The sequence below is a fragment of the Aquirufa ecclesiirivi genome (assembly GCF_011250515.1).
In the GTDB taxonomy this organism is placed as follows: domain Bacteria; phylum Bacteroidota; class Bacteroidia; order Cytophagales; family Spirosomataceae; genus Aquirufa; species Aquirufa ecclesiirivi.
Window position 1 is genome coordinate 132,670 of sequence record NZ_JAANOP010000007.1, and the last position, 26,034, is coordinate 158,703.

At 39.1% G+C, this 26,034-nt stretch carries 22 protein-coding genes; 9 read left to right on the forward strand and 13 right to left on the reverse strand.

Annotated elements, in window-relative coordinates; genetic code table 11:
• The 4 genes from gyrB to kduD all read right to left on the reverse strand — a co-directional run bounded on the left by gyrB (position 1) and on the right by kduD (position 5,821).
• Positions 1–1,968 carry a DNA topoisomerase (ATP-hydrolyzing) subunit B gene (gyrB, locus tag G9H65_RS10410; protein WP_166375282.1) on the reverse strand — a complete coding sequence of 656 codons (1,968 nt, stop codon included), beginning with the start codon at positions 1,966–1,968 and terminating at the stop codon, positions 1–3.
• A 140-nt stretch (positions 1,969–2,108) separates the two neighbouring features.
• On the reverse strand, positions 2,109–3,629 hold the full coding sequence (gene purH, locus G9H65_RS10415; protein ID WP_166375283.1) for a bifunctional phosphoribosylaminoimidazolecarboxamide formyltransferase/IMP cyclohydrolase: 1,521 nt from the start codon (positions 3,627–3,629) through the stop codon (positions 2,109–2,111).
• 177 nt (positions 3,630–3,806) lie between these two features.
• The gene (locus G9H65_RS10420; protein ID WP_166375284.1) at positions 3,807–4,979 is read right to left on the reverse strand and encodes a glycoside hydrolase family 88 protein; all 1,173 of its coding nucleotides are present in this window, start codon (positions 4,977–4,979) and stop codon (positions 3,807–3,809) included.
• 86 nt (positions 4,980–5,065) lie between these two features.
• On the reverse strand, positions 5,066–5,821 hold the full coding sequence (kduD, locus tag G9H65_RS10425) for a 2-dehydro-3-deoxy-D-gluconate 5-dehydrogenase KduD (RefSeq protein WP_166375285.1): 756 nt from the start codon (positions 5,819–5,821) through the stop codon (positions 5,066–5,068).
• Between the two features lie 186 nt (positions 5,822–6,007).
• Between kduD and G9H65_RS10430 the strand changes: the two genes are divergently transcribed.
• Positions 6,008–6,220 carry a DUF2188 domain-containing protein gene (locus G9H65_RS10430; protein WP_166375286.1) on the forward strand — a complete coding sequence of 71 codons (213 nt, stop codon included), beginning with the start codon at positions 6,008–6,010 and terminating at the stop codon, positions 6,218–6,220.
• Between the two features lie 2 nt (positions 6,221–6,222).
• Entirely contained in the window at positions 6,223–6,843 is a 621-nt protein-coding gene (locus G9H65_RS10435; protein ID WP_166375287.1) for a hypothetical protein, read from the forward strand.
• A 30-nt stretch (positions 6,844–6,873) separates the two neighbouring features.
• Here G9H65_RS10435 and G9H65_RS10440 read toward each other — a convergent pair whose 3' ends face one another.
• A complete protein-coding gene (locus tag G9H65_RS10440; RefSeq protein WP_166375288.1) occupies positions 6,874–7,719 on the reverse strand; it encodes a helix-turn-helix transcriptional regulator in 846 nt (281 codons plus the stop codon).
• A gap of 131 nt (positions 7,720–7,850) precedes the next feature.
• On the opposite strand from G9H65_RS10440, the gene G9H65_RS10445 reads away from it, so the two are divergent.
• Positions 7,851–8,816 carry a phytanoyl-CoA dioxygenase family protein gene (locus G9H65_RS10445; RefSeq protein WP_235927494.1) on the forward strand — a complete coding sequence of 322 codons (966 nt, stop codon included), beginning with the start codon at positions 7,851–7,853 and terminating at the stop codon, positions 8,814–8,816.
• 23 nt (positions 8,817–8,839) lie between these two features.
• Here the strand turns inward: G9H65_RS10445 and G9H65_RS10450 are convergent, their stop codons facing one another.
• Both G9H65_RS10450 and G9H65_RS10455 read right to left on the reverse strand, forming a co-directional pair.
• Complete coding sequence (locus G9H65_RS10450; RefSeq protein ID WP_166375289.1) at positions 8,840–10,186, reverse strand: glycoside hydrolase family 88/105 protein; 1,347 nt, start codon at positions 10,184–10,186, stop codon at positions 8,840–8,842.
• 127 nt (positions 10,187–10,313) lie between these two features.
• On the reverse strand, positions 10,314–13,166 hold the full coding sequence (locus G9H65_RS10455) for a PQQ-dependent sugar dehydrogenase (protein ID WP_166375290.1): 2,853 nt from the start codon (positions 13,164–13,166) through the stop codon (positions 10,314–10,316).
• Between the two features lie 169 nt (positions 13,167–13,335).
• Here G9H65_RS10455 and G9H65_RS10460 point away from each other — a divergent pair, with 169 nt between their 5' ends.
• Positions 13,336–13,761, forward strand: a complete 426-nt coding sequence (locus tag G9H65_RS10460; protein WP_166375291.1) for a YybH family protein — start codon at positions 13,336–13,338, stop codon at positions 13,759–13,761.
• On the opposite strand, the gene G9H65_RS10465 is transcribed toward G9H65_RS10460, so the two are convergent.
• The 4 genes from G9H65_RS10465 to G9H65_RS10480 form a co-directional block, all read right to left on the reverse strand.
• A complete protein-coding gene (locus G9H65_RS10465) occupies positions 13,742–14,356 on the reverse strand; it encodes a low molecular weight phosphatase family protein (RefSeq protein WP_166375292.1) in 615 nt (204 codons plus the stop codon). The genes G9H65_RS10460 and G9H65_RS10465 overlap by 20 nt on opposite strands.
• A gap of 66 nt (positions 14,357–14,422) precedes the next feature.
• Positions 14,423–15,280: a diacylglycerol/lipid kinase family protein gene (locus tag G9H65_RS10470; RefSeq protein ID WP_166375293.1), complete on the reverse strand. Its 858-nt coding sequence runs from the start codon at positions 15,278–15,280 to the stop codon at positions 14,423–14,425.
• 9 nt (positions 15,281–15,289) lie between these two features.
• Positions 15,290–15,718 carry a CBS domain-containing protein gene (locus G9H65_RS10475; RefSeq protein WP_166375294.1) on the reverse strand — a complete coding sequence of 143 codons (429 nt, stop codon included), beginning with the start codon at positions 15,716–15,718 and terminating at the stop codon, positions 15,290–15,292.
• Positions 15,719–15,827: 109 nt separating this feature from the next.
• The gene (locus G9H65_RS10480) at positions 15,828–16,559 is read right to left on the reverse strand and encodes a dioxygenase family protein (protein ID WP_166375295.1); all 732 of its coding nucleotides are present in this window, start codon (positions 16,557–16,559) and stop codon (positions 15,828–15,830) included.
• A 163-nt stretch (positions 16,560–16,722) separates the two neighbouring features.
• Here G9H65_RS10480 and G9H65_RS10485 point away from each other — a divergent pair, with 163 nt between their 5' ends.
• The 4 genes from G9H65_RS10485 to G9H65_RS10500 all read left to right on the forward strand — a co-directional run bounded on the left by G9H65_RS10485 (position 16,723) and on the right by G9H65_RS10500 (position 21,718).
• Positions 16,723–17,439 (forward strand): SDR family oxidoreductase, encoded by a 717-nt coding sequence (locus G9H65_RS10485; protein ID WP_166375296.1) that lies wholly within the window; start codon positions 16,723–16,725, stop codon positions 17,437–17,439.
• Positions 17,440–17,518: 79 nt separating this feature from the next.
• Entirely contained in the window at positions 17,519–18,835 is a 1,317-nt protein-coding gene (locus G9H65_RS10490) for an MFS transporter (RefSeq protein WP_166375297.1), read from the forward strand.
• Positions 18,832–19,785 carry a carbohydrate kinase family protein gene (locus tag G9H65_RS10495; protein ID WP_205753297.1) on the forward strand — a complete coding sequence of 318 codons (954 nt, stop codon included), beginning with the start codon at positions 18,832–18,834 and terminating at the stop codon, positions 19,783–19,785. The genes G9H65_RS10490 and G9H65_RS10495 overlap by 4 nt, the downstream gene beginning before the upstream one ends.
• Position 19,786: 1 nt before the next feature.
• On the forward strand, positions 19,787–21,718 hold the full coding sequence (locus G9H65_RS10500; RefSeq protein ID WP_166375298.1) for an amylosucrase: 1,932 nt from the start codon (positions 19,787–19,789) through the stop codon (positions 21,716–21,718).
• Positions 21,719–21,733: 15 nt separating this feature from the next.
• Here G9H65_RS10500 and G9H65_RS10505 read toward each other — a convergent pair whose 3' ends face one another.
• Positions 21,734–22,624 carry a sugar phosphate isomerase/epimerase family protein gene (locus G9H65_RS10505; RefSeq protein WP_166375299.1) on the reverse strand — a complete coding sequence of 297 codons (891 nt, stop codon included), beginning with the start codon at positions 22,622–22,624 and terminating at the stop codon, positions 21,734–21,736.
• Between the two features lie 174 nt (positions 22,625–22,798).
• Here G9H65_RS10505 and G9H65_RS10510 point away from each other — a divergent pair, with 174 nt between their 5' ends.
• The gene (locus G9H65_RS10510) at positions 22,799–23,881 is read left to right on the forward strand and encodes a Gfo/Idh/MocA family oxidoreductase (protein WP_166375300.1); all 1,083 of its coding nucleotides are present in this window, start codon (positions 22,799–22,801) and stop codon (positions 23,879–23,881) included.
• A gap of 60 nt (positions 23,882–23,941) precedes the next feature.
• On the opposite strand, the gene G9H65_RS10515 is transcribed toward G9H65_RS10510, so the two are convergent.
• The gene (locus G9H65_RS10515) at positions 23,942–25,987 is read right to left on the reverse strand and encodes a S9 family peptidase (protein WP_166375301.1); all 2,046 of its coding nucleotides are present in this window, start codon (positions 25,985–25,987) and stop codon (positions 23,942–23,944) included.
• Between the last annotated feature and the right edge of the window lie 47 nt (positions 25,988–26,034).

Below are 26,034 nucleotides of genomic sequence, written 5' to 3' on the forward strand. Positions count from 1 at the left end.
CTAAACGTCTACTTTCGCGTATTTAGCATTTTTTTCGATGAAATCTCTACGTGGAGCCACTTCATCACCCATTAACATAGAGAATAACAAATCTGCTTCAATGGCAGAGTCGATAGTCACTTGTTTCAAGGTTCTTGATTCTGGATTCATGGTAGTTTCCCATAATTGTTCCGCATTCATCTCTCCCAAACCTTTATAACGTTGGACCCCTACATTATCTTCTTTACCACCTCCAGCTAATTCCTGAACGGCTTGATCACGTTGTAATTCTGTCCAAACATAACGCACATTTTGTCCTTTTTTCACTTGGTACAAAGGAGGTTGAGCAATGTAGATATACCCATTATCCACTAATGGGCGCATGTAACGGAAGAAGAATGTCAAAATCAAGGTACGAATGTGGCTTCCATCCACATCGGCATCCGTCATAATGATGATTTTATGATATCGTAATTTATCAATATTCAAGGCCTTCTCATCTCCATCTTTACCAAAAAAGACGCCCAAAGCGGTCATCATATTTTTGATCTCTTCGTTCTCATAAATTCGATATTCCTGCGCTTTTTCTACGTTCAAAATCTTACCACGCAAGGGCAAAATAGCTTGAAAGGCACGATTACGTCCTTGTTTAGCCGTTCCACCTGCAGAGTCTCCCTCGACAAGGTATAACTCACAAATTTCAGGATCTGAATCCGAACAGTCGGCCAATTTACCTGGCAAAGAGTTCGAGCCTAATACCGTCTTTCTTTGAACCATTTCACGTGCCTTACGAGCAGCATGTCGGGCTTGTGCTGCCAAAATCACTTTGGCCACAATCTGACGAGCCTCTCTTGGATGCTCCTCTAACCATGATTCTAACATATCGGACATGGCCGCAGAAACTGCGCCTGATACCTCGCCATTACCTAATTTGGTCTTAGTTTGACCTTCAAATTGAGGTTCTGCTACTTTCACGGAGATAACGGCCGTTAGACCCTCTCTAAAATCGTCTCCAGCAATATCAATTTTCAGCTTTTCTAAAGCCCCTGATTTATCCGCATAATTTTTCAATGTACGCGTTAATGCTCCTCTGAAACCCGCCACGTGTGTACCTCCTTCAATGGTATTGATGTTGTTTACATAAGACACCACATTTTCAGAATAGGAAGTATTATACAACATAGCCACCTGAACAGGAACACCATTTTTATCGCCTTCCATGTATATTGGTTCAGCAAATAAGGGCTCACGGGTAGCATCTAGGTAGGAAACAAACTCACGTAATCCTCCTTCTGAGAAAAACTCTTCCGATTTGGCAACGCCATGCTCATCTAATTCACGTAAATCCGTCAAAAACACACGAATACCTGCATTCAAAAAGGATAATTCACGCAAACGACCTGCTACCGTTTCATATTTATATTCAGTAACTGTAAAAATACTTTCGTCTGGCTTAAACAACACGGAAGTACCTGTTTTATCCGTAGTACCTACTTCCTTTACGGGATACTGAGGCACACCGATTTTATATTCTTGTTGGAAAACCTTTCCTTCTCTTTGAACGGTCACTTTTAAATCCGTCGACAAAGCATTCACACAGGATACACCGACCCCGTGAAGACCTCCAGAAACCTTGTATGTATCTTTATCAAATTTACCCCCCGCGTGAAGCACCGTCATAACCACTTCCAAAGCAGAACGCTTCTCCTTGGTATGCATGCCTGTTGGGATACCCCGACCATTATCTTCTACCAAGATGGAATTATCAGTATTGATGGTCACCTTAATCAAATCACAATGACCCGCTAAAGCCTCATCGATGGAGTTGTCAACCACCTCCCAAATCAAGTGATGTAGACCCTTAAATCCAGTATCACCGATGTACATGGATGGACGCTTACGAACCGCCTCTAAACCTTCTAAAACTTGGATATTATCTGCACCGTAATTTGCTCTATCTTGAGCCGCCGAATCTTGTGCTTCTGACATAATGATGTGTAAAAGGGTTAAATGAAGAACTCCCTATTTCCATAGGGCAGTCCTCTAAAAATTCTTGAATTAATTTTTTAAAAATAAGGATTTTTTCCCTGAAAAACTAGCAATTCAACCGGGAAAAAATGCACAAATTCTTAATGTTTGAAATGGCGAATTCCTGTCATGACCATGGCCATTTGGTTGGCATCACAGAAATTAATGGAATCTTGATCCTTGATAGATCCTCCTGGCTGAGTAACAGCCTTAACACCAGCTTTACTTGCAATCTCCACACAATCTGGGAATGGGAAAAAGGCATCAGATGCCATCACTGAACCTTGTAAATCAAAGCCGAATTCTTTAGCTTTTTCAATCGCTTGTTTCAAAGCATCCACTCGGGATGTTTGTCCTACCCCTGAAGCCAACAACTGACCTTCTTTAGCCAATACAATGGTGTTGGATTTGGTATGTTTACAAATCTTTAATGCGAATGCCAATGCTCTTTTTTGCTCTTCTGTAGGAGCCAAAGTTGTTACCGTTTTGAAATCAGCCACTCCTTCCATCACCAAATCTTTATCCTGCTCCAAAACCCCATTCAACAATGTCTTGAACATCACTTTAGGAAACTCCACCTGATTTCGCTTCAAAAGAATACGATTCTTCTTTGTTTTTAATATCTCTAATGCCTCCTCCGTAAAGGATGGTGCAATTAAAATTTCACAAAACAATGGATTGATGGATTCAGCCGCAGCCTTATCCACCTCTTGATTGGTTGCCAATACCCCACCAAATGCCGACACGGGATCACAAGCCAAAGCTTTATCATATGCTTCTTTCACCGATGTACCTGTCGCCACACCACATGCATTCATGTGTTTGATAATAACAAAGGCCGTTTCTTCAAACTCGTCCAATAAGGACAAACAAGCATCAACATCCACTAAGTTATTGTAAGACAACTCTTTACCATGCAATTTATCAAATAAAGAAGCTAAATCTCCATAAAACTTCCCTTGTTGGTGAGGGTTTTCACCATAACGCAATGAATGAGAAGGCAATGTCGTATAGTTAGCTAAATCCGCCGATTCACCCGCGAAATAACGCTGAATAGCTCCATCATAATGCGAAGAAACGGCGAATGCCTTCTGGGCAAAACTTCTTCTTTGTTCCAATGTAGTACCTGCACCATTCACTTCAAAAATGGAAGAAACTTCTGCATACTGATCTCTTGAAGACACAATGAGTACATCGGCAAAGTTTTTTGCCGCACCACGGATCAATGAAATACCACCAATGTCAATCTTTTCAATTATATCTTCATCAGATGCCCCTGAAGCTACTGTTTCTTCAAAGGGATACAAATCCACCATGACTAAATCCAAAGCAGGAATTTCATATTGTTTAGCTACTTCTACATCAGATGCATTATCACGGCGGTACAAAATACCTCCAAATACTTTAGGATGTAAGGTTTTCACACGTCCTCCAAAAATAGAAGGATAGCCCGTTAAGTCCTCGACGGCAACAACAGGAATACCTAATTCTTCGATAAAAGATTGAGTTCCACCCGTTGAATACAAGGTCACTCCTTCTTCATGAAGTTTTTGAATGATAGGCGCTAAACCATCTTTATAATAAACAGAAATTAAGGCTGATTGAATTTTTTTAATCGACATGGGGCTTGGAAATAAATGAAGCCACAAAGGTACGAATTAAAACAAAAACCGACTAATGAAAATTCGAGTGATTCTAGGTGTAAAGGGTGCCAAGTGAATGAAAAAGAAATTTACGTCTTTGGGAATAAAAAGGAATCCATGAAATTCACGGATTCCTACTATTCCATTCTGTAAAAATTATTTTTTACTTTTCTTACTCAATGCTTCATAACGCAATAGCCCCTCCAAAAAGTAGTAATCAGCATACACCAAGGGTACGTCAATTTCAGAATTTAATGATTTGGCTCCTACGCAGTGCTTAATTAAGAAATTATTATTCTCCCCTAAAGCAGCTCGATAAGCTGGACTCGACAATGCACTTAACATGGTCACAGCATCTTGGTAATATCGCTTTCCCTTGGCTCCTGAATAAGTACTCAACTCAAACAAAGCAGAGGCCGTAATGGCTCCTGCGGAAGCATCCCGCTCTTCATTGGGAATGTTAGGTGCATAAAAATCCCAATAAGGAATTTTATCTGCTGGTAAATTGGGATGGTTTAAATAAAAATCAGCAATCTTTTGTGCAAAATCCAAGTACTTTTTATTCTTGGTTTCACGGTACATCGTAGTAAATCCATATATAGCCCAAGCATGGCCACGTGTCCAGGTCGACTCATCTTGGTAACCTTGGTGCTGTTTCTTGGCTAAGACTTTTCCTTCTTCGTCATACAATACAACATGATAACTGGAATAATCAGGGCGGAAATGATGTTTAATCGTATTTTCTGCATGGGTAATGGCAATGTCATGAAAACGCTGATCGCCTGTTTCACGGGAGGCCCAAAACAATAGCTCTAGGTTCATCATATTGTCAATGATAACCGGATATTTAAAGCCTCCTTTGAAGCTATTCCAAGACTTAATTACACCTACTTTGGGATCAAATCGAGTGGATAGGGATTTAGCTGATTGAATTAATACTTGTTTAGCTTGAGGGTCTTTGGTTAATCGCAATTGATTTCCAAAAGAATCAAACATCATAAATCCCAAATCATGAGTACCCTTGTTGAATTGTTCCTTCTTAACAGCGGCAGTCCATAACCTAGCAGACTTCTCCCATTGCGGATCTTTGGTTTTCTCGTACAAGAACCAAAGACTGCCTGGAAAAAAACCAGAACACCACCAACTAGATGGCATGTTTCGATACGTTCCATCGGGCCGAGCAGAATGAACTGTGGTGCTCGTATCTGGATGATCCGCTAACATACGTTGGTATTGTTGACCTGCCAAAGCAAACTGCTGATTGACATCGATTTTCTGAGCAAAAAGTCCTGTGCTCAGGAAGCACAAAATTAAATAGACATGTTTCATAGGTTTGCAATTTGTTTCAAAGACATATTTATGATCAAATTAATGACTACATCATTTATAATTTATAATTCACAATTTACCATTCATTACCTGCCCATCCAGCCACCATCAACCGTAAGGATAGTTCCATGAACATAGTTAGAAGCTTCCGAGGCTAAAAACACCAATGGCCCTTTAAAATCATTCGGGCTACCCCACCTTCCAGCTGGAATTCGACTTAAAATAGACGTACTACGATCCGGATCATCACGAAGCGCTGCTGTATTATCCGTAGCAATATAACCAGGGGCTATGGCATTGACATTGATTCCTTTAGATGCCCATTCATTCGCTAAAGCCATAGTCAAACGGGCAATCCCCCCTTTACTTGCCGCATAGCCGGGCACATTAATACCTCCTTGAAAACTCAATAAGGAAGCAGTAAAAATAATTTTACCAGAACCTTGTTTCAACATAATGCGACCAATCTCCCGACTCAAAATAAACTGCGAGGTCAAATTCACTTCTAACACTTCATCCCAATATTCATCAGAGTGTTCTGCCGCAGGATCACGTAAAATCGTTCCTGCATTATTGACTAATATGTCAATTCTAGGAAAATCATAGCTGACATTTTTGATGAGCTGATACAAAGATTCTCGATTGGAGAAATCGGCTTGATAAGCTTTGAATTTTCGTCCCAGTGAAAGAATTTCTTTTTCGATTTCCGATCCTTGTAATTCCAAATTAGCTGATACACCAATAATATCGGCACCAGCTTCTGCCAAACCTATGGCCATAGCCTTACCTATACCTCGCTTACATCCAGTTACTAAAGCTACTTTTCCACTTAAGTCAAACATCTTGGTTTCAATTTTACATTCAAAAGCTGAATCTTGGATAAAATTACTCTAAATACTTAAAATACGTTTTTAATTGGTTTTTGCTTCGCTTTTCATCAATTAATAGATTTTAATTCAAATCTTGATTCAGCGCAAGTTTTTTTAAAGGTTAAATTTGCAACTTTAACTATTCAAGTTGTAATCAAAATGACGAAAAAATCAAATCATGTGGTTCCTACGCTTTCAGGAGGTTGGTCAGTTAAAAAATTAGGCACTTCAAAGGCAATTAGAAATTTCGATAGCCGAGAAAAAGCCATCGAGTACGGGCAAAAGCTAAGTCAAAATCAAAAGACAGATTTTTATATCCATAAAAAGAATGGCATGGTACAGAATAAATACTCTTTCAGTACCAATAAATAATAATGGATTTTGAGAAGAATATTTTTATCAATTGCTCAATTGATCAAGAATTTATTGATAATCTCTTAAAGCCCATTTTGTTCATCGTAATAAAAAATGGATTTAATCCTCGATTGTCACTGGAAATTTCAGATTCAGGCCAATCTAGAATTTTGAAAATTACAGATATCATTAAAAATTGCAAGTACAGTATTCATGATATTTCAAAAGTCAAATCTAAAGCAATTCATGAATTTTCTCGAATGAACATGCCATTTGAACTTGGCATTGACTATGGAATTAGATACTCAGGATTAGAGACCTTCGTAGCTAAGCATTTTTTGATACTTGAGGCTGAAAAATATGAATATATGCAGGCATTATCGGATATAAGTGGTTTTGATACCAAAGCCCATAAAAATGAAACAAAAGAGCTTTTTAAATGTCTATATTCCTGGTTCAGTGAAACTTTAAAAATAAATAGACAAGATCCCCCCAAGAAAATATTTGATGACTTTATGCAATTCAATTCATGGCTATTCAATGAAAAGCTATTTCAATATAAAAATGAAATTATAGCATTGGATTATATTCAAAACATCACCATTCCAGAATATATCCAGGAAATAAAAAATCAATTTTAAATCAATTGTAAGGGCTTAATTGATTTAAGCCTATTTTAGAATCCTTTTCCTATATTGATTCGGACTTTCACCAATCGTTCTTTTAAAAATTTTAGTAAAGTAAGACAAGGACTCAAAGCCACAGGCAATGGCAATATCGCCTATACTTTGGTCAAGCACCAGCATTTTTTTCGCTTGAGTAATGCGGTATTGATTCACATAATGACTAAAAGTAAGTTGTGTTTTTGATTTAAAATACCGACAAAAGGCTTCTTTCGACAAATGACATTTTTCGGCAATTTCATCCAAAGGAATAGATTCCATGTAGTGATTTTCAACCCATTCCCTCACGATTTTCCAACGCTGCTGATTCTTTTGTGAAGGATTTTCCCAGGTCGCCATTTCATTCAAATAAATGGGTTTCATTTCCTTAGCCAACATTTGAAATATTGACAAAATCTCCATAAACTGATCAAAATGCGACCTATCAGGTAAAGCCATCAATCGCTGACCTATTTCCTCTTTCCTGTCTCCTTCAAAAACGATTCCCGTTTTTGCCCTGTCAAATAATTCTTTGATTGCGTGTAATTCCGGTACTTCTGTCCAAGTCCTTCCCAAAAAATCTTCCTTCATCTGTACCACAATTTTACGATAGGGCACTTTTAAGCCATAATCAAAATTCAAATGTGGAATGTGTGGTCCAATAAACACCAAATCTCTTTGCTGGTATTGACTCACATGATTCCCTACTCTTCGAGGCCCCGCCTCCGCTTCGATGTACAGTAATTCATATTCTGGATGAGAATGCCACATATAAAAATCCTGCAAATAAGGCGTCTGCAAAATCCGAAATGAACTTTCTTCCTGAATATGTATGGCTTCAAATTGAACCTTCATTTTAATCCAATTGATAATTTATTCTCTATACTACACAATAAATATCAATATTGTTACAAAATTGGTTAATTCCATCTAAAGAACAGAAATTGACATGGGCTAACTTGCATCATTCAAAATTCAATCAAAACATGCCCACAAAAACCCCGAACCAGATCACCATGGCAACCATGAATGCTCATCTAGACATCCCTGGAAATCCTTCTCTCGCCAAAAGCAGTATCAGTCAATTGAATGATGGAACTTCTTCTGAACCATTCCGAGCATTAAGCAAGGAAGAATTCAAATTCTGGAAAAGGGAAGGCTATATTGTGGTAAAAAATGCCATCTCCAAAGAACAAGCTGCTCAAACAGCACAAGCCATTTGGGACTTTGAAGAAAAAGACCCTACTGATAAAAACACTTGGTATACTCCTCCTAGATCTGAAATGCAAATGAAGGAATTGATTGGTTCAGGTATGGTAGAAATGTATAACCATCCCTTGCTGTGGGCTAATCGACAAAGTCAACGCGTATACGATGCATTTGTGGATGTGTGGGGAACCGAAGATTTGTGGGTGACCATCGATCGTTGCAATCTCAATTTTCCTGTTCAAGCCGATAAACCATTTAAAGGATTTATTCACTGGGATTATGATCCAGAAACAAAACCCGTGAATGTACAAGGTGTATTAGCTTTAGTAGACCAAACAGATGAAAATATGGGAGGTTTTCAATGCATTCCCGAATTGTACCGTACCTATGATACATGGAAATTAAGTCAACCCGAAGATCGAGATCGATTTAAGCCAGACACGACGGGGTTTCAACTAAGCAAAATAAAATTGGAAGCGGGAGATTTACTTATTTTTAATAGCTTGTTAGCTCATGGAATCCGACCGAATTTAACTCAAGATAAAGTACGTGTAGCCCAATATATTTCCATGATGCCAGCTGAACCCTATAACCAAGTTTTGATTGATTGGCGGATTAATTCTTGGAAAAACAAAATAGCGCCAGAAGGTTATGCTTTTCCGGGAGACCCTAGAGGAAAAGAAAAGACACAGCCAATAGCAGAGCTCAACGAGCTAGGAAAAAAACTGCTGGGTCTGGGTTGACCCGATGCATGCATCAGATCTACCTACCGCAAATGAATCGCTGAATCTTTAACTTCAAAGGGGTGATTTTTTATCATTTCCCACATGGCTGAGCCAGCTAACAATACAGGACCGTACCCATGGGCCGCAAAAGGGGAAATCGGTCTGTTGAAATAGAAAGCTGGATCCCATCCAAGGCCAGTACCTACACAAGTGCCATCTACTTGACCTTGGGCATTGACTTTAGAGGCAGTAGCTTGCCAACCTAAAATGGCTGCAGGCCCATATGTTCTAGGGTCTAACCAACCTTGATTTATTCCTTTAGCTAATACATAGGTATAAATAGCCGTCGCTGAAGTTTCCAAATAAGAATCATTCCGATCAATCAATTGATGCCAAAAACCTGTACCATCTTGATAGGCCATTAAGCCTTTCAAATGCTTTTTTAATTGGCTTAATAAAGCTGGGCGGGCAGGATGATTCGCAGGTAAATACTCCAATAATTCAGCATTGGTCAACAAAGCCCATCCGTTAGCTCTGGCCCAATGAAATTCGGGATGCTCTTCCGATCCTTCCAGATAACCATGCATAAACAAACCTAAACTAGGATTAAACATACGTTTCTGATAGGATTCAAACTGAAATACCGCTTCATTAAAACAATTCACATTCACCGAATCCTTACCTAATTGTAATAAAGCCGGAATAGCCATATATAAATCATCTAACCAAATGGTATTGGGCAATGGGCGCATACGAGCCAAGGTCTTATCGGGTAATCGATGTTCCTCTTTTAAGATAAAGTTCAATGCCTTTTGGGTAATTAAAGAATCATCTCCATCGAATCCAGCCCGCTTTGCTTTTAAAAAAGCCATGGACATCGCTCCTATATCATCCAATGCTTTTGGATTAATTAAACCACTTAGCACATGAGATTTAGTGGGATTTTGCTGCGTATATTGATAAGCCTTGGGTAAAGTCTCTAGGATAAATTTCAATCGCTTAAATACAAACTCTTTGTATTTGGCATCACCACTAACCTTTTCTAAAGCCAACATGCCATGGTATGTTACTCCAAACTCATAAGAAACAGGTCTAAAATCCCCTTTGGCAAAGACTAATTGATCAGAATAAATTTGGTATGGATTCCAACCTTCTCCAGAAGCTTTATGTATTAAATTGGCCGGAGTAGCTTTTTCTAAATACGTATAAACCTTATCTACTGTGGCTTTTATTTGTGCCTCATTGGGAACGACATAGGGCGTAGGATAATCAGGCTGAAGGGCATGCAAAGGGGCATTCGCGTCTGAAGCTGCCGTGATATTTTTTTGAGCTAAACCAGGAATAATCGTGGAGGCGATTGCCCCCAAAATCAAAATTACATTTTTCATATTCATAATTTTACACATGGACTAAAGACCAATTGCCCACAAATCTACGCATTAACAAACAAAAAAAAGGAGTTTTCTTCCGCTGTAAACGTCTAGAAAACTCCTTTTATATGGATTTATTGTGAGCTTATTGCTTCACTTCTATTCCTGAAATCTGAACTACAATTTGTTGTGGTGCTGTTTGCGGATTTACTGCAACAAAATAGACATCATGTGTTCCACTTACAGGCTGAATATCTACTTTAACAGGAGCTGGTCCACCCATTCTTCGCTGTCCACCACCTTGGCCTGCAGGAGCACCTGCGGCTGGAGCTGGAGCTGTAGTTGGAGTTCCCAAAGGTGCCCCTTTCTGTTGTGCATTAGCTGCCGCTGGAGGAGGACCAAAACCTGTAGCTTGTGAAACTGCAATAGGCGTTGTTTTACCAATTAAGGTACCCGTAGGTGAATCCAAACGTATTTCAATAACACCACCAGATGCATTGGTTCGAGCTTGAGCCGAAGCTGCAATATCCATTGACTTAATTCCAGTCAAATCCAATTGCTTGTATGCAATGTAAGGATTTTGTCCAACCATGTTAGTCGCACGGGCCGGAGTAATCAATTGTTGGATTCCAAAGCGTAAATCAGCTTTTTCAGGATCTAAGGATGGATGACGCAACAGTAACCATTTCTCTGATTGTGCAGGAGCAATTTTACTATTTCCTTTATCTAAATAAGTTGCTCTAACCACAAATACTCCTTTTGAACCTACATTCTCTTTCGGAATAACGGCATCAATTTCACCCGCTAAAGGAATGTTATTGTTAGCTTTTTTATCTCCCAAACTTAGGATATAATTTACCATGGATTTGGCATCTGCTTTAGAAATCTGAGGGTGTGCACTCATAGCGTGTTCTCCCCAAACACCCATTCCTCCAGAAATTATCTTTGCAGATAACTGTTCTACCACATTTTGTCCTTTGTATTTAGCCGCCACTTCTTGGTAGCTTGGTCCGACCGAACGAACATTAGGAAGGTGGCAAGATTTACAATCACTTTGATTAATCAATTTCAAACCTACAGAAGCAAATAAATCACTATCTGCTTTACGGTGACTTTGAGACATCTCAATAGGATCATATCCTGAAGCGATGTAGTCGATAGTAGCAGCTACCGATTCTGGAGCAATCCCTTTTCCTAAAACCCCATCCTCTTTATCTTCTACCTGAATTTGGTAAGCCAATTTTTGACCTGGGAAATAGAATGATTTATTACCACTTGGAACAACAATGTCCACTTTAGGAGATTCATTTCCTACCTGAACTTCTAATGAAGCCGTATTACTCAACCCTTTAGGGTCCGTTGCTTTCAACACTACTTGGTATTTTCCAGCTTGATTTAAAGCTAATTCTGGAGACTCGCCAGTTAAAGTCTTCACTACCTTACCTTGATTTTTTACCGTCCAAGTATAGGTTAATTTATCTCCGTCATAATCTTTTGTTCCTTCTGACGATAATTTTGTCTTGAATGGTAATGCTCCACTCAATTTGCCTGCGCTTACTTCTACCGATGGCTTTCTATTCCCACCTTGGTATTCAATTTTTACTAAACGGGCATTGTCATTTCCTCGAAACCAAGCAGAGCCATATTCTAGAACATATAAATCTCCATCTGGACTAAATTTCATATCAATGGCACTTCCGAAACTTTGGTTTGGCAAGAAACGCTCCATGGATTTGTAATTTCCATTTTCGTCTAATGTCACCGACATAATCCATCCACGCATAAATTCCACGATCAACCATTTGCCTTCATAATAGGAAGGGAATGCACGTTTAGCCGTAGTAGGAAAATCAGAACGATGGTAAACGGGACCACCGGTAGCACTTCTACCTGAAGCTCCTACTAATGGAAACTCTTCTGATGTACCATATGGATACCAAATAAATGCTTTTTGAGCAGCTGGTAATTCCTTCAAACCATCGTTGTTGGGAGATTCATTCAAAGGCTTAGCTGGATTAAAGCGAGGGCCTACCGTAGAATTCTCGAAATTATAATCGGCATAAGCCTTGTTGTCTCCAATGAAATATGGCCATCCAAAAAATCCTGGACCCTTAGCTTGGTTAAATTCATCATACCCACGTGGTCCTCTATCGGAATCAACCGACGCATCTGGGCCTACCTCACCCCAATAAATATACCCAGTTTTAGAATCAATACTTACTCTCCAAGGATTACGATGTCCCATGGTGTAAATTTCTGGACGAGTCTTTGGAGTGCCTACTGGAAACAAGTTTCCTTTTGGAATGGTGTATGATCCATCTTTTTCTGGATGAATACGTAAAATTTTACCTAATAAATTGTTGGTGTTTGCCGCTCCACGTTGGTCGTCCCAATAAGCTTGGCCAGCACGCTCATCGATAGGAGCATAACCATCTGAATTACTGTTACTGGTGTTATTACCCACAGTTAAGAATAAATTTCCTGACTTGTCGAAAACCATGCCTCCACCTGTATGGCAACATTCCTCACGCTGTGTAGGAACCTCTAAAACTACTTTTTGCTGGTCAACTAACAATTCCTCCCCTTTCAACTCCATACGCACCAAAATGTGCTTGCTTTCAGTGGGATGTGCATAATATAAATACAACCAATGATTCACTTTGAAATTAGGGTCTACCGCAATACCCATTAAGCCTTCTTCCGCTTCACGTACCATACCCACGCGGTTCTTGTATTTTGTATTAACAACAATGTGTCCAATTACTTTCGTTTCCTTCGTACTTGGATTGTATTGTTTAACATCCCCTTTTCTTTCCACAAATAAAATGCGACCATCTGGCAAAAAAACCATTTCCATCGGTTCATCTAATTTTTCCATTAATACAGACTTGACGAATCTATTCTCGTCTGGAGCCTGTGCATTTCCTTGGAATGACCAAAGAGCAACGCAAGAGAGCATTAAAAGGCGCATTAACTTGCCCATTGTAAAGTTGTTCATATATGTAAGGTTGTTCATTTTACAAAAATGATACAATAAGTCGAATGAAAAAAATGCTGGTATGCTTTTGCTACCAATACGCACTATTTGTCGACAAAGGTTGAAATCACGATAAATTACCTGCCTAAATCCTGAAAAAAATACCTAATTTTCAAAAAAACAGATTCACATGACAGGTAAAATTTGTATCCTTCTATTTATTGCATTTAGTAGTTTAGCTCAAACAAATACAGATGAAGCTGCTATCCGTACTATTTTAGCGACACAGAATAAACTATGGAATCAAGGCGACATTCCTGGCTTTATGGCCTATTATCACCATTCAAATGATTTAAAATTCATTAGTAAAAATGGTATAACCCAAGGCTGGGAGGCCACCCTAGCTCGATACCAAAAAAGCTATCCCAACCAAGAGGCTATGGGGCAATTGACCTTTGATATTTTGGAAGTGGATGTAACAGCTGCTAAAACGGCTTGGGTTATTGGTCAATGGAATTTAGTTAGACCCAAACTAGGAGATATAGGTGGGCATTTCACCTTACTCTTGAAAAAAGTCAAGGGTAAATGGCTCATTTTTAGAGACCATACGAGCTAAGGCGCTCAAAGGCATAAAACAATTCAGAAGCTATTTGTGCGGATCGTTCATCGTATTGAAAGGCCTCCTCAGGACTATCATCAAATGCTTTTGGATCTTCATATCTAAGCGGAATCCTAGCGGAAGCTCCGGGTATAAATGGACAATTCTCATCTGCATGCGAACAAGTCATCACGGCAGCAAATTGCTGATGTGGATTGATGGGATTATCGTAATTTTTTGAAAATGCAATCATCGGTTGAGCATCTTCCGTATGAAAAATGATATATACAGGATTCGAATGACCTCGCTTGATGACCTGAAATCCAAAGCGCTGCAAGGAAGCCACTGCCCGCTCATTGAACGCCGTTTCTTCCACCCCACCCGAATATGATTGCAAAGGAATACCAAAAAAATCAGCTGCCGTTTGGGCCCAAATCTGTGAAAACTGACTCCTTCTAGAATTATGTGTGCATATGAAATTCAAGCGCAAAGGCTTTCCTTGTTGCAAACATTCCTTCATATAGGTCACCAAGACATCAATCTGTTCTTTTCTCTCCGCCGATATGGGTCGTTCTCGAAGGGCTTGAATTTTTGCTTCTAATGAGGAATACATAAGGTATCTAATTTTACATCGCAATATTACGATAAACAAGTAATTATTAAACAGCTGAATAAAAATTTATGGAACGATTACCTGAAAATGACCTGGCAACACATGAAACTCAAATCGATTGGATACAATTAATTCACCATCAATTTGGGCTTTCAGTTTCTTTTCGGAAAGTATGGTAACTTGCTTTGCTTGTTGAAAATGCAGAAAAGAAATATGTTCGTGCTTCCCTTGTTGAATCTTGGGCAAATACCATATTCGCTTAAAAATAGATAAAGGTTCGCAAAGCAATAGATCGAGTTGATTATCCCAAATAGAAGCATTGGGAACAAAATGAAAGCCTCCACCCGCTCTTGAAGAATTAAAAACCATGCATAAAAAAACACGGCGTTCTATCCATTCGCTCCCTAAACTCATGCGAATGAGAAAAGATCTAAAGGTGAATATTTGAGGTATAGCAGCTAAAAAATAACCAATTAGTCCACCAATTGCCCGTATGGCGTTCATGGATTCCAAGACCTCACCTTCCAAACCCATGCCCACCCCATTTAAAAACAGTTGCCCATTACACATTCCGGCGTCGACGGCCTGAATACGGCTTGATAAAATGATGTTTAAATGAGCTTCCTTGGAAATATCACCATACAATTTCCAATAAAAATCATTCCCAGTACCGCCTTTAAAAAAGGCAATGGGGATTTGACAATTCGGATAGGCATTAGCAAAAAAATTGTAGGTACCATCACCACCCAATACCCAAATTTGATCAAAGCCTACTAAACTTGCAGGCCACTCTTGAAAAAATAGGTCTAAATGAAGTGCTCCAAGCGTTCTTAATGCCACTTGTTCCTCTACCCAATGAGCATAGGACTTCGTTCTTTTTGAACAAAATGGATTTATCAAAAAAGCGATATGACTTATTTCCACACCCAAACCTTACATTTGAATGTAATTTTTCAGATGCTCAATCGTATCCAAATGGTCTTGAATCGTAGCTGTAATCAAATCATTGACTGAAATGATTCCTACAAAATGTCCATTTTCTAATACCGGCAAATAGCGTATGTTTTTTTCTGATACGATGATCATACACATTTCCAATGTGGTTTCCCGATTGATTTGAGGCAAATCAGTGGACATGATTTCTTTCACAGATGCATCAATAGAGCTTTTACCCAAGAGAATTACTTTACGGGCATAATCTCGTTCTGTCATGATCCCCAAATACTGGTTTCCTTCCATCACAACCACCGAACCAATATTTTGGTCTTGCATTATTTTTAATGCTTCAATCACATGCGTATCCGGTCCCACCGTAATCGTGTCCCTTTTTCTTTGCGATAAAATGTCGTTGACTTTTTTCATAGCTTTAATTTTGTGTTGGAATAATTCAAGTTAAATCAAAAATATTACAAACAAAAAGCTTTGAACATAAAAAAAGAGGCCATAGCCTCCTTTCTTTCTTGGAACTTGATTATACAGCGATAAAAATAGTATGATCTAAATCATATCCTCCTGATGCATTGGGCTTTACACTGGCTAATTCATTGGACAAAGAATCCCGAATGATGGAATCAGTAGTATTTTTAGTCGAATTTTGACCATGTGCCTTATACAAATCAGAATTATACACCGCCGTATTGATTTCTTCAGGAAAAGCTATTTGTGTCGTTAATTTCAATACATTGTTGACATAAATTTGAGCATGTATGTGCGTCACACGGCCTTGGTACCATCCCGGATAAATGGTGGTAAATTTGGCAATCCCATTGGCATCGGTGTTGGCAATTCCTCGACAAAAGGTTTTGGCTGTATTGTCTTGGGTGCCCAAATAACCCGTATTTGTATATCCAGAATAATATCCATCTTTATCACAATGCCAAACGTCGACTCGAGCATTGGCTAATAAAGTACAGTTTGCGTTCACATTTTTAACGGCTATCATCATATTTAGGGGAATACCTGTTTTACCCTCGGTAATATCCGCATGGGTAATGCTGGCATCGCGTTTATTGTACAATGGATAAGGGCCATCTGTTTCAGTATCACCGACCTTACAGGTACTTGATGAACTACTTGAAGAACTACTACTGGAACTAGAGTTTGAGGTTGGACTCAGCGTTTCTTCTGATTTACATGCTACCAGGGCAACAGGCCCCATCAACACGGAGGCGCCTGCTTTTAATAAAAAATCTTTTCTTTTCAATGTTTGATCTCTTTAGGGTTGTGTAGAACTAGGTTTAAAATAAAGGAAAGGATATGGAAATAGTTTCAACAATCGTTCAGGTCTGAAAACAAAAAGTCAAAATCCACTATTGGGTCGATATCCATTTCAGCTCAAATCCTTATCTTAGAAGAAAAATAGAAACATGTCACAAAAACCTCTCGTTGCCATCATCACAGGTGCCTCCAAAGGAATAGGTAAAGCCCTAGCCTTATTATTAGCGGAACATAATTTTCAATTAGGCCTCATTGCTAGAAGTAAAGGAGAATTAAAGGACCTAGCTGAGAGCATTGCCGAGATTGGTCATCGCCCCTTGTATTTTGTAGGCGATGTAGCAGATGAAAGTTTTGTGAATTATGCGGTCGAAAAAACGGCACATACCTTCCAAGGAATTGATTTCCTGATTAACAATGCTGGTTCTGGAGTTTTTGGACCAACAGAAAGCTATACGGTTGAAAATTGGGATCAAACTTACAATACCAACGTTAAAGGGACATTTCTATTTTCTAAAGCGGTTTTAAGTACCATGAAAACGGCGAAAAAAGGTCACATCATTTCCATTGCTTCGGATGTAGCCAAACGCGTTTTTGATGGAGGATCTTTGTACTGTTCTTCTAAATATGCCCAACATGCCTTTACCGAAGCTCTTCGAAAAGAAGTAAGAAAAGATGGGATAAAAGTTTCAACCGTTTATTCAGGATTGGTCGATACCATGTTTCACCCAGAACCTCAAGGAGACCAAAGCCATCAAGCTTGGTTGACTTGTGAGAATATGGCTGATAGCATCTATTTTATCATGAATCAACCTCCACATGTAGTAATCGATGAGTTAATGGTTCACCCTTTGTCTCAAGAATATTAAAATTTTATTCATTTATTTGCCCTAAAAATCAGGTTTTATACATGGTATTATTTATATTTATTTTTGCAATAAATACATTATGTCCCTAATAAAACCTAGTTTAAGCTTCCAGCAAATCATCAACATGAATGTTGGATTCTTTGGTATTCAATACAGTTTTGGATTACAACAAACGGCCGTCGGGCCACTATACAGCTTTTTAGGTGCTCATGAAGGTGAGCTTCCTCTCTTATTCTTAGCTGGCCCCGTCACTGGATTGCTCATTCAACCCATCATTGGTGCTTTAAGTGATAAAACTTGGCATCCCAAATATGGCCGTCGAAAACCCTTCTTTTTAATTGGAGCAATTGCTTGCAGCTTGTGTCTTTTCGCTTTTCCTTTTAGTCGAAGTTTATGGATGGCTGCTGGTTTATTATGGATTTTAGACGCCGCCAATAATACCGCTATGGAGCCATATCGAGCATTCATTGCAGATAAATTACCGAGTGAGCAATTAGCCACAGGTTTCCTGACCCAAAGCTTTTTCACGGGTTTGGGAATCACCTTAGCCAATGTGTCCTTATTTGTTTTTCAAAGTTTCATCAAAGGGCAAAGTGAGGTCGGGATACCTTATTGGGTATATGGTTCCTTTTTTGTCGGGAGCTTTTGCTCCATCACATCCGTCTTGTGGTCTGTGATGAAAACCCCTGAGATTCCACCATCTGATGAAGAATTAATTTTGATGCGTGCCCAAAAACGTAATTTCTTAGATCCGTTTTTTGAGATTTTTGAAGCAATAGGCGATATGCCCCGTGTCATGTGGCAACTGGCCTTGGTATATTTATTCCAATGGTATGCCTTGTTTATTTATTGGCAATATGTCCCTTTGAGTATTGCACGTTCAGTTTGGAATACAAGCTCCGAGGAAAATATCCAACTATATGAAGAGGCCGCAGCCTGGACAGGTTTAGTCAATGGTTTTTACAATGTCATCACTTTTTTATCCGCCTTTTTCTTAGTGAGTCTAGCCAAAAAATTTGGGCCAAAATGGGTACATATTGTTAGTCTATTGGCGGCTACCGTATCCTTGCTTATTTTACCCAACATTCATGATAAATATTTATTATTTGCTCCCATGATAGGTTTTGGGGTGGCCTGGGCCAGCATGATGGGCGTTCCTTACTTATTGGTAGTAGAGAGTTTACCCAAAGAGCGGTATGGAGTTTATATGGGTATCATCAACATGATGATTGTGATTCCTATGATCATTCAAACCATAAGTTTTGGCGCTATCTTTGAAAATATATTGGGTTCAGACCCAAGAAATGCCATTTCCTTTGCGGGAGTTTTGTTAGCCATAGCCGCTATAGCCACCGCCTTTATACCTACCCAAGAATCTAAAATACCCCAATCATGAGTGTACTCTGTATCGGTGAAGCCTTGATAGATATGATCTGTACCGATAAAGGATCTACCTTGTCGGCTGGTGAAAATTTTCTTAAAAAACCAGGTGGTGCTCCTACCAATGTAGCGGCGGCCATAGCGGCACTGGGTGGAGAAGTCTATTTAAGTGCTAAAGTTGGAAATGATCCATTTGGCAAACAATTACAAGAAGTCATGAATAGCTTTGGCGTAAATACCCAACACCTTCATTTAGACGATCATCACTTTACTACCTTTGCCTTTGTTTCCTTAATGTTGGACGGAGAAAGGGACTTTGTTTTTAATCGGGGAGCAGATGCTCATTTAAGTATGGAGGATATCAAGTCCATTGATTTAGAGCAACAACAGATTATCCATTTTGGATCGGCAACTGCCTTTTTAGATGGAAAACTGAAAGAAGCGTATTACCATTTATTGAAAGAAGCCAAGGCTTCGGGCAAGCTCATTAGTTTTGATCCTAACTACCGACATCTATTGTTTGCTAATAAACAAGACAGTTTCATTCAACAATCCATGATTTTTCTTCAGCAGGCTGACTTCGCGAAGTTGAGCGATGAGGAAGCCATGTTGATTACCCGTACGCCTACTTTAGCCAAGGCAACTGAACGATTACTAGAAATATGTCCAGGAGTATTTGCTATTACCTTAGGAAAAGAGGGGACCTTGTTAGGTATGAAGGGTAAAACATGGAACATTTCCAGTATCCCCATAAAACCGACAGATACCACAGGCGCTGGAGATGCCTTCGTGGGTGCCGTCCTATATCAATTAGATCAATTGCAGGTTAAAGATCTTGTTCAATTAAGTCTAGATGAATGGACCAAAATTATCCTCAATGCCAATAAAGCAGGAGCACGCACCTGTGAATACATGGGAGCTATGGAAGCTTTTCGTCATTTAAGTTCAGCTATTTTTACTAATTAACGTGTATAATCCTACATTTCAACCTTTCATTGATTCCATTATTGCGTCGAAAAAATTTAGTAAATCGACTCAAGATCAATATTTTCTACATCGCTTAATTGCCAATATAGATGATATACATGCATTATATACGCGTATATATGGCCATTTACCTCAGTCAAAAGAACTATTTGGACAATTGATCCAAGTACTTTTTCAAGCACATCTGGATAGAAGTCCTGCCTTAAAAAACAGGGATGAAATCAAAGAGAAAAAAGGACAATGGTTTTTGAGTAATGAATTAACGGGCATGAGCCTGTATGTAGATCGCTTTGCTGGAAATATAGAAGGCTTAGCTAATAAATTACCTTATTTAGAAGATTTAGGAGTCAATTTACTGCATTTGATGCCTTTATTTAAAAGTCCGGAGGGAGAAAGTGATGGCGGTTATGCGGTGGAAGACTTTCGGGTCATTGAGGAAAAACTGGGTACCATTGAAGATTTAAAGAAACTTCAAACTCAATTATTAGAAAAGGATATGTACCTCATGATTGATATAGTACTCAATCATACATCGCACCACCATGAGTGGGCCAAAAAAGCAAAAGAAGGTAGCAAAGAATTTCAAGATTACTATTATTTCTATGACGATAGGTCCATACCCGATCAATTGGAAGAAAACATGCCCGAGATTTTCCCAGAAAGCTCTCCTGGCAGTTTCACCTTTCAGGAATCTGTTCAAAAATGGGTCATGACCGTATTTCATCAATATCAATGGGATTTGAACTACAGTAACCCTAAAGTCTTGATAGAAATGCTGGACAACTTACTTTTCTATGGAAATTTAGGTGTAGATATTGTCCGAATCGATGCACCAGCTTTCATCTGGAAACAGTTGGGTACAACTTGTCAAAATTTACCCGAAGCGCATGCATTACTCCATTTGATAAAATTATGTACTGAAGTGTCTACTCCAGGAATGGCCATATTGGGTGAGGCCATAGTAGCCCCTGCCCAAATCATGGAATATTTCGGAAAAGGACGCTACACCACCCACGAATGTGATTTTGCCTACAATGCCACGCACATGGCATTGCAATGGGATGCTTTGGCAACTGGTGATACTCGAATTATGCTAGAAGCCCAACATGAGCTGGCAAAAAAACCACTAGGAAGTTCATGGATTACCTATACCCGCTGTCATGATGATATTGGTTTGGGATACGACGATTACATGATAGCCAATGTAGGATTTACACCCTATTTGCATCGCTATTATTTAAAAAATTATTATGGTGGCATACAAGAAGACTCTCCGGCAGCAGGGGCTCTTTTTGCGATTAACCCAAAAACACAAGATGCGCGTATTTCGGGTTCGTTAGCTTCTTTATGTGGTTTAGAAAAAGCGCAAGCAGCCAAAGACCCTAAGTGGATTGAAGAATCCATTCAAAAAATTCTTTTGATGGAGGCTCATTGCTTATTCTTAGGTGGAATACCCATGCTATTTTATGGAGATGAAGCTGCTTATACCAACGACTATTCTTACCTCAAGGACCCAGGGAAAAGTTATGATAACCGCTGGATGCACCGTCCCATCATACATTGGGAGAAAAATGCACTCGTAAAGAAAAAAGGAACGGTCGAACATAAAGTCTATACCTCACTGAAAGAATTAATTGCCTTGCGCAAAAAGCTGAAGGTCGTGGCCGATTTGAAAAACTTAGCATGGCTACCTTGTAGCAATAAATCCATTGTAGGATATGTACGCTATATTGGAAATGAACGTATCTATTTCTTGTTTAATTTTTCCTCTTTGGAACAAAATATTCCTGTGCATGCTATAGAACCAAACAAGCAAAATAAAAACTGCCTTTGGTCCAAGAAACAAGTTTCTTTAGAGAAAGGCAGTTTACTTTTTCAACCATACCAGTTTTATATCTTGGCGGATTCTTAGGGGATTATAGGTATTTTATAAAATTTTATCCAAAGCACTTTTACCTAAACGGATGCTTTCAAATGCATCTTTCGGCATATCATGCTCTAGGAAATAATGTTGTAAGCCACCGATAGAAGCGGCTTTGAAGATGGGCTCATAATTCACGATGCCTTGTCCTACAGGTACTATATTTTTGAAATCGGCATCAAAGTCTTTGATGTGACATAAGGGGAAACGACCCGGTTGCTTTTTGAATAATTCAATGATGTTCTCCCCAGCTTTGGTTGCCCAGCCTAAATCCAATTCAAACTTCAATAAATCAGCGGAAATTTGACTTGAGAATACATCAAATGCTCTTTGCCCATCGATTACTTTAAATTCAGCATCATGGTTATGGTAACAAAAAGTAAGTCCTGCTTTCTTGGCTAATTCTGCAGACTTTCCTAAAACATCTACTGCTTCCGAAACTTCTGATTTTGACTCTATAGGAATATTGGCACAAACTAAATAGCTTATCCCTGATTCAGCCACATTATCCACAATCTGGCTAGCATCTGTTTTTAAGGTCAAAAACTTAGGCATTTTACTCACATCAAATCCTGGACGAGGTTTCAAAGGAGCTCCCATCACGTGATGTGAAACCCAATTTAATCCCAAGTTATTGGTTAGTGATTTGAATTCTTTTCCCGTATAACCATAAAACATGGGCTTAAAACTGAAGGCAGATTCTAATTCCTTAATTCCCAAATCAGCTACTTTCTTCAGATTTCCAGGTACATCTTGATCAATGACATTGAACAAAGTAAATAATTGAAGACCCAAAGGTTTAGTGGTCAACATACTATTCCAAGAAGCCGTTCTGGATAAAAATAGAGAGGAGGCTAACAAGGTACTGGATTGCTGAATAAACTGTCTTCTTTTCATGATGGATGGGTTTTATTTCCACAAGTATAATGTATTGTTTTGATACAATAAAATTTATTGCACATGATTTTGCGATATCAGGCTCGAATGAAAGTTTGAAGGGAGAAAACCCGACAGCCCCTTTCTATTTATCCCCCTTTCTTTATAATTTCACGATTCAAATAAGGAAGACCAATGAGTTCAACAAATAAATTACGTGTATTAGTAGTAGGTTGCGGAAATATGGGAGCCTCACATGCCATGTCTTTTCATACCCATGAAGGTTTTGAAATTTGTGGTTTAGTTTCCACCGGAGCTAGTAAGGAAAAATTAAATCAAGATTTAGGCGGCCAATATGATCTGTTTTCAGATTATTCCACAGCTTTAACAGCTACCAAACCTGATGCCGTTTGTATTTCAACCTATCCAGATACCCATGAGGCTTATGCCATTGCTGCATTAGAAGCAGGTTGTCATGTTTTTTTAGAAAAACCCATTGCAGATTCTTTGGCTGGAGCAGAAAGAGTGGCAGAAGTTGTTCGAAAAACTGGTAAAAAACTCGTAGTAGGCTATATACTTCGTCACCATCCCTCTTGGATGAAATTCATTGAAATCGCTAAAGATTTAGGAAAACCATTGGTGATGCGAATGAACTTAAACCAACAAAGCCATGGATACATGTGGGATGTACACCGTAATTTAATGAAAAGCTTAAGTCCCATCGTCGATTGTGGCGTGCATTACATTGATGTCATGTGCCAAATGACGCGTTCTAAGCCAATCCGTGTATCTGCAATTGGTGCTCGATTGACAAATGATATTCCCGCAGATAATTACAATTATGGTCAGCTTCAAATCCATTTTGAGGACGGCTCGGTAGGCTGGTATGAGGCAGGCTGGGGTCCTATGATTTCTCAAACGGCCTATTTTGTTAAAGATGTATTTGGCCCCAAAGGTTCGGTTTCTATTGTGGCTAAAGACGCTGGAGGAGAAGGAAAGTCGGATTCTGTGGAGTCACATACTAAAACGGAATCGCTTCGTGTTCATAAGGCCAACATCAATGCTCAAAATGAATTTACCCAAGAAGACGAATGGGTGAATTTATTGGATGAACCTGATCACCAAGGATTATGCGATCGAGAGCAGGCTTATTTCTATGATGCGATAATACAAAATTGGGATTTGACAGACCATGTGGCAGATGCAGTCAATAGCTTGAAAATTGCCTTTGCATGTGATGAATCCGTAAAAACGGGTAAAATGATTGAGCTCAATTAATTGCAAAAAACGATACTAATTAAAAAGCCCAAGCATGGTACCTTGCTTGGGCTTTTTCTTTTACTTTAAATAAGTCGCTAACCAGTTTCTAATTTCCTGGTAATGAAAGCGAGAGTTTTCTGCCTTTAGTACCCAGTGATTCTCTTCTGGAAATACAATCAACTTGCTCGGCACTTTTTGTCGTTGCAAAATACTCCAGTTTTCTAAGGTATTGTTGATGGGTACGCGGAAATCATTTTCCCCCACCGTCAATAATATTGGTGTTTTGAAATTAGCAGCAAAGCGCATGGGATTTTGTTCCTTCCATGTTTTAGTTGGAACCCAAGGTGCGCCGCCATTCATCAATTCCCTGCCCCAAATAACATCTGAAGTACCCCACTGTGCTTCTGAATTCACTAAACCTGCATGGGAAATCAAACATTTAAAATGACTTGTGTTAGCTTGCATCCAATTGGCTAAGTGACCTCCATAACTGGCTCCGCTAGCTGCTTGTCGACTTCCATCAATAAAGGGATATCGCTTGATGGCATCATTGGCAGCATCTAAAATTTCTTGACCTGGACCTTTAAAAGGGTCAAACTGTATATCTTGAGCAAATTTTTCACCATAACCTACAGAACCCGTATAATCCGTCATAACAATGACATATTCTGTCCCTGCAATAACATGAGGATTCCAGCGGTAACCATAAATATCCTTAAATGAAGAGGCTGGTCCACCGTGCATTAAAACTAATAGCGGATATTTTTTAGTGGGATCAAAAGAGGCTGGTTTCATTAGAAAACTACGGATTTTTTTACCCCGACTCATCGTCCAAAATTCCTCGGGATCTTTCACATCAAAGTTTTTCAATAATGTCAAATTGGCCTTTGAAATAGCTACTTCTTTATCCGCATGATGTACAAAAACCTCAGCAGGAATGGCCATACTATTGTATTGATAGGCAAATACATTTTCTTGATTGGATAAGGAAACTTGACTAAATGATCCTTGCTTTCCTCCCAATATCGCTTGATAAGATCCATCTTGTAAGGATATTCGAATCAGACGATCCACCCCTTGATCTTCTATACTAGCTAAAATATACGCTTTCGAAACCTCCATTTGATTGATGGGACGATCCAAGGTGCTTACTAATTCCGTTTTATAGGACATTTCTGGCCATGAAAAACGATATAAGCGATTCAGTTGATAAACCTTTGTTTGATTTAGAGGAGCGCCTAAAGCCAGGGCATACTTCCCGTCTTTAGAAAATTCAACGGAACTATAATCTCCCTGATCATCCACTAATAGTTTCTCTTTCCCACCGTGGATACTGACTTGATATATTTTCGAGATAGCATTTTGATAGGCCGTCGTATGACGGTCAATGGTTGCCGTAAAAACAACGGATTGCTGATCTGGAGCCCAAGAAAAAGATCCCAATTGAAATCCTTTCGATTGAATTAAACTGATACCCGTGAACACATTTTGAACTTTCTGACTTATTAAATCGAGCACAAAAACGTGTGTCTGTTTTTCATCCAACCAAGTATCAAAATAACGAATGGGAAAGGAGGTGTAGACTCTGGCTTTATATTTTAATTTCTTCTTCTCTTCCGCTTGTTTTTTATTCAGGGAATCGGTAAAAACTCCCGGGAAAACCTTGGCTGAAAACAAAATTTTATTTCCTTCTGCGTTTATTCGTGGACTTCCAATTCCCAAAGAAAAATTACTTAATCGTTGGGCATCTCCACCTAAAGACAAATCCAACGTATATAATTGGGCTGATTCATCACCTTCCCTCTTGGCGGTAAAAAAGATTTTTTTCTCAGAAGGATGCCAAAAATAGTTGTCCTCCCCTGATTTGGTCTGGGTAATTTTCCGAGGAGATTGCAGTCCATCGGCCGAGGCCAACCACAAATCACTCTGGCTAGATTCTGCCTCATAGGAAACCGATTGCTGGGAATATATAACCCATTGCCCATCTGGACTAATCTTTGGAGCACCAACGCGCTGCATGGACATCATAGCCTCATGGCTTAATGGTTTTAAAACTGGCTGCTGTGCTAATGTTACGCCTACTGAATACATCAGTAAGAAAGAGAGTGATAACAATTTGTTCATTGAGGAAGTTATGCTAATTTGAAGTGAATTTATAAAAAATCAATAAA

Coding starts and splice junctions, on each gene's coding strand:
- G9H65_RS10460 (WP_166375291.1), top strand. CDS start 13,336: ATGACAGGTAAAATTTGTATCCTTCTATTTATTGCATTTAGTAGTTTA.
- G9H65_RS10435 (WP_166375287.1), top strand. CDS start 6,223: ATGGATTTTGAGAAGAATATTTTTATCAATTGCTCAATTGATCAAGAA.
- gyrB (WP_166375282.1), bottom strand. CDS start 1,968: ATGTCAGAAGCACAAGATTCGGCGGCTCAAGATAGAGCAAATTACGGT.
- G9H65_RS10455 (WP_166375290.1), bottom strand. CDS start 13,166: ATGAACAACTTTACAATGGGCAAGTTAATGCGCCTTTTAATGCTCTCT.
- G9H65_RS10510 (WP_166375300.1), top strand. CDS start 22,799: ATGAGTTCAACAAATAAATTACGTGTATTAGTAGTAGGTTGCGGAAAT.
- G9H65_RS10430 (WP_166375286.1), top strand. CDS start 6,008: ATGACGAAAAAATCAAATCATGTGGTTCCTACGCTTTCAGGAGGTTGG.
- G9H65_RS10450 (WP_166375289.1), bottom strand. CDS start 10,186: ATGAAAAATGTAATTTTGATTTTGGGGGCAATCGCCTCCACGATTATT.
- G9H65_RS10465 (WP_166375292.1), bottom strand. CDS start 14,356: ATGTATTCCTCATTAGAAGCAAAAATTCAAGCCCTTCGAGAACGACCC.
- G9H65_RS10420 (WP_166375284.1), bottom strand. CDS start 4,979: ATGAAACATGTCTATTTAATTTTGTGCTTCCTGAGCACAGGACTTTTT.
- G9H65_RS10440 (WP_166375288.1), bottom strand. CDS start 7,719: ATGAAGGTTCAATTTGAAGCCATACATATTCAGGAAGAAAGTTCATTT.
- G9H65_RS10495 (WP_205753297.1), top strand. CDS start 18,832: ATGAGTGTACTCTGTATCGGTGAAGCCTTGATAGATATGATCTGTACC.
- G9H65_RS10515 (WP_166375301.1), bottom strand. CDS start 25,987: ATGAACAAATTGTTATCACTCTCTTTCTTACTGATGTATTCAGTAGGC.
- purH (WP_166375283.1), bottom strand. CDS start 3,629: ATGTCGATTAAAAAAATTCAATCAGCCTTAATTTCTGTTTATTATAAA.
- G9H65_RS10485 (WP_166375296.1), top strand. CDS start 16,723: ATGTCACAAAAACCTCTCGTTGCCATCATCACAGGTGCCTCCAAAGGA.
- G9H65_RS10490 (WP_166375297.1), top strand. CDS start 17,519: ATGTCCCTAATAAAACCTAGTTTAAGCTTCCAGCAAATCATCAACATG.
- G9H65_RS10475 (WP_166375294.1), bottom strand. CDS start 15,718: ATGAAAAAAGTCAACGACATTTTATCGCAAAGAAAAAGGGACACGATT.
- G9H65_RS10505 (WP_166375299.1), bottom strand. CDS start 22,624: ATGAAAAGAAGACAGTTTATTCAGCAATCCAGTACCTTGTTAGCCTCC.
- kduD (WP_166375285.1), bottom strand. CDS start 5,821: ATGTTTGACTTAAGTGGAAAAGTAGCTTTAGTAACTGGATGTAAGCGA.
- G9H65_RS10445 (WP_235927494.1), top strand. CDS start 7,851: ATGCCCACAAAAACCCCGAACCAGATCACCATGGCAACCATGAATGCT.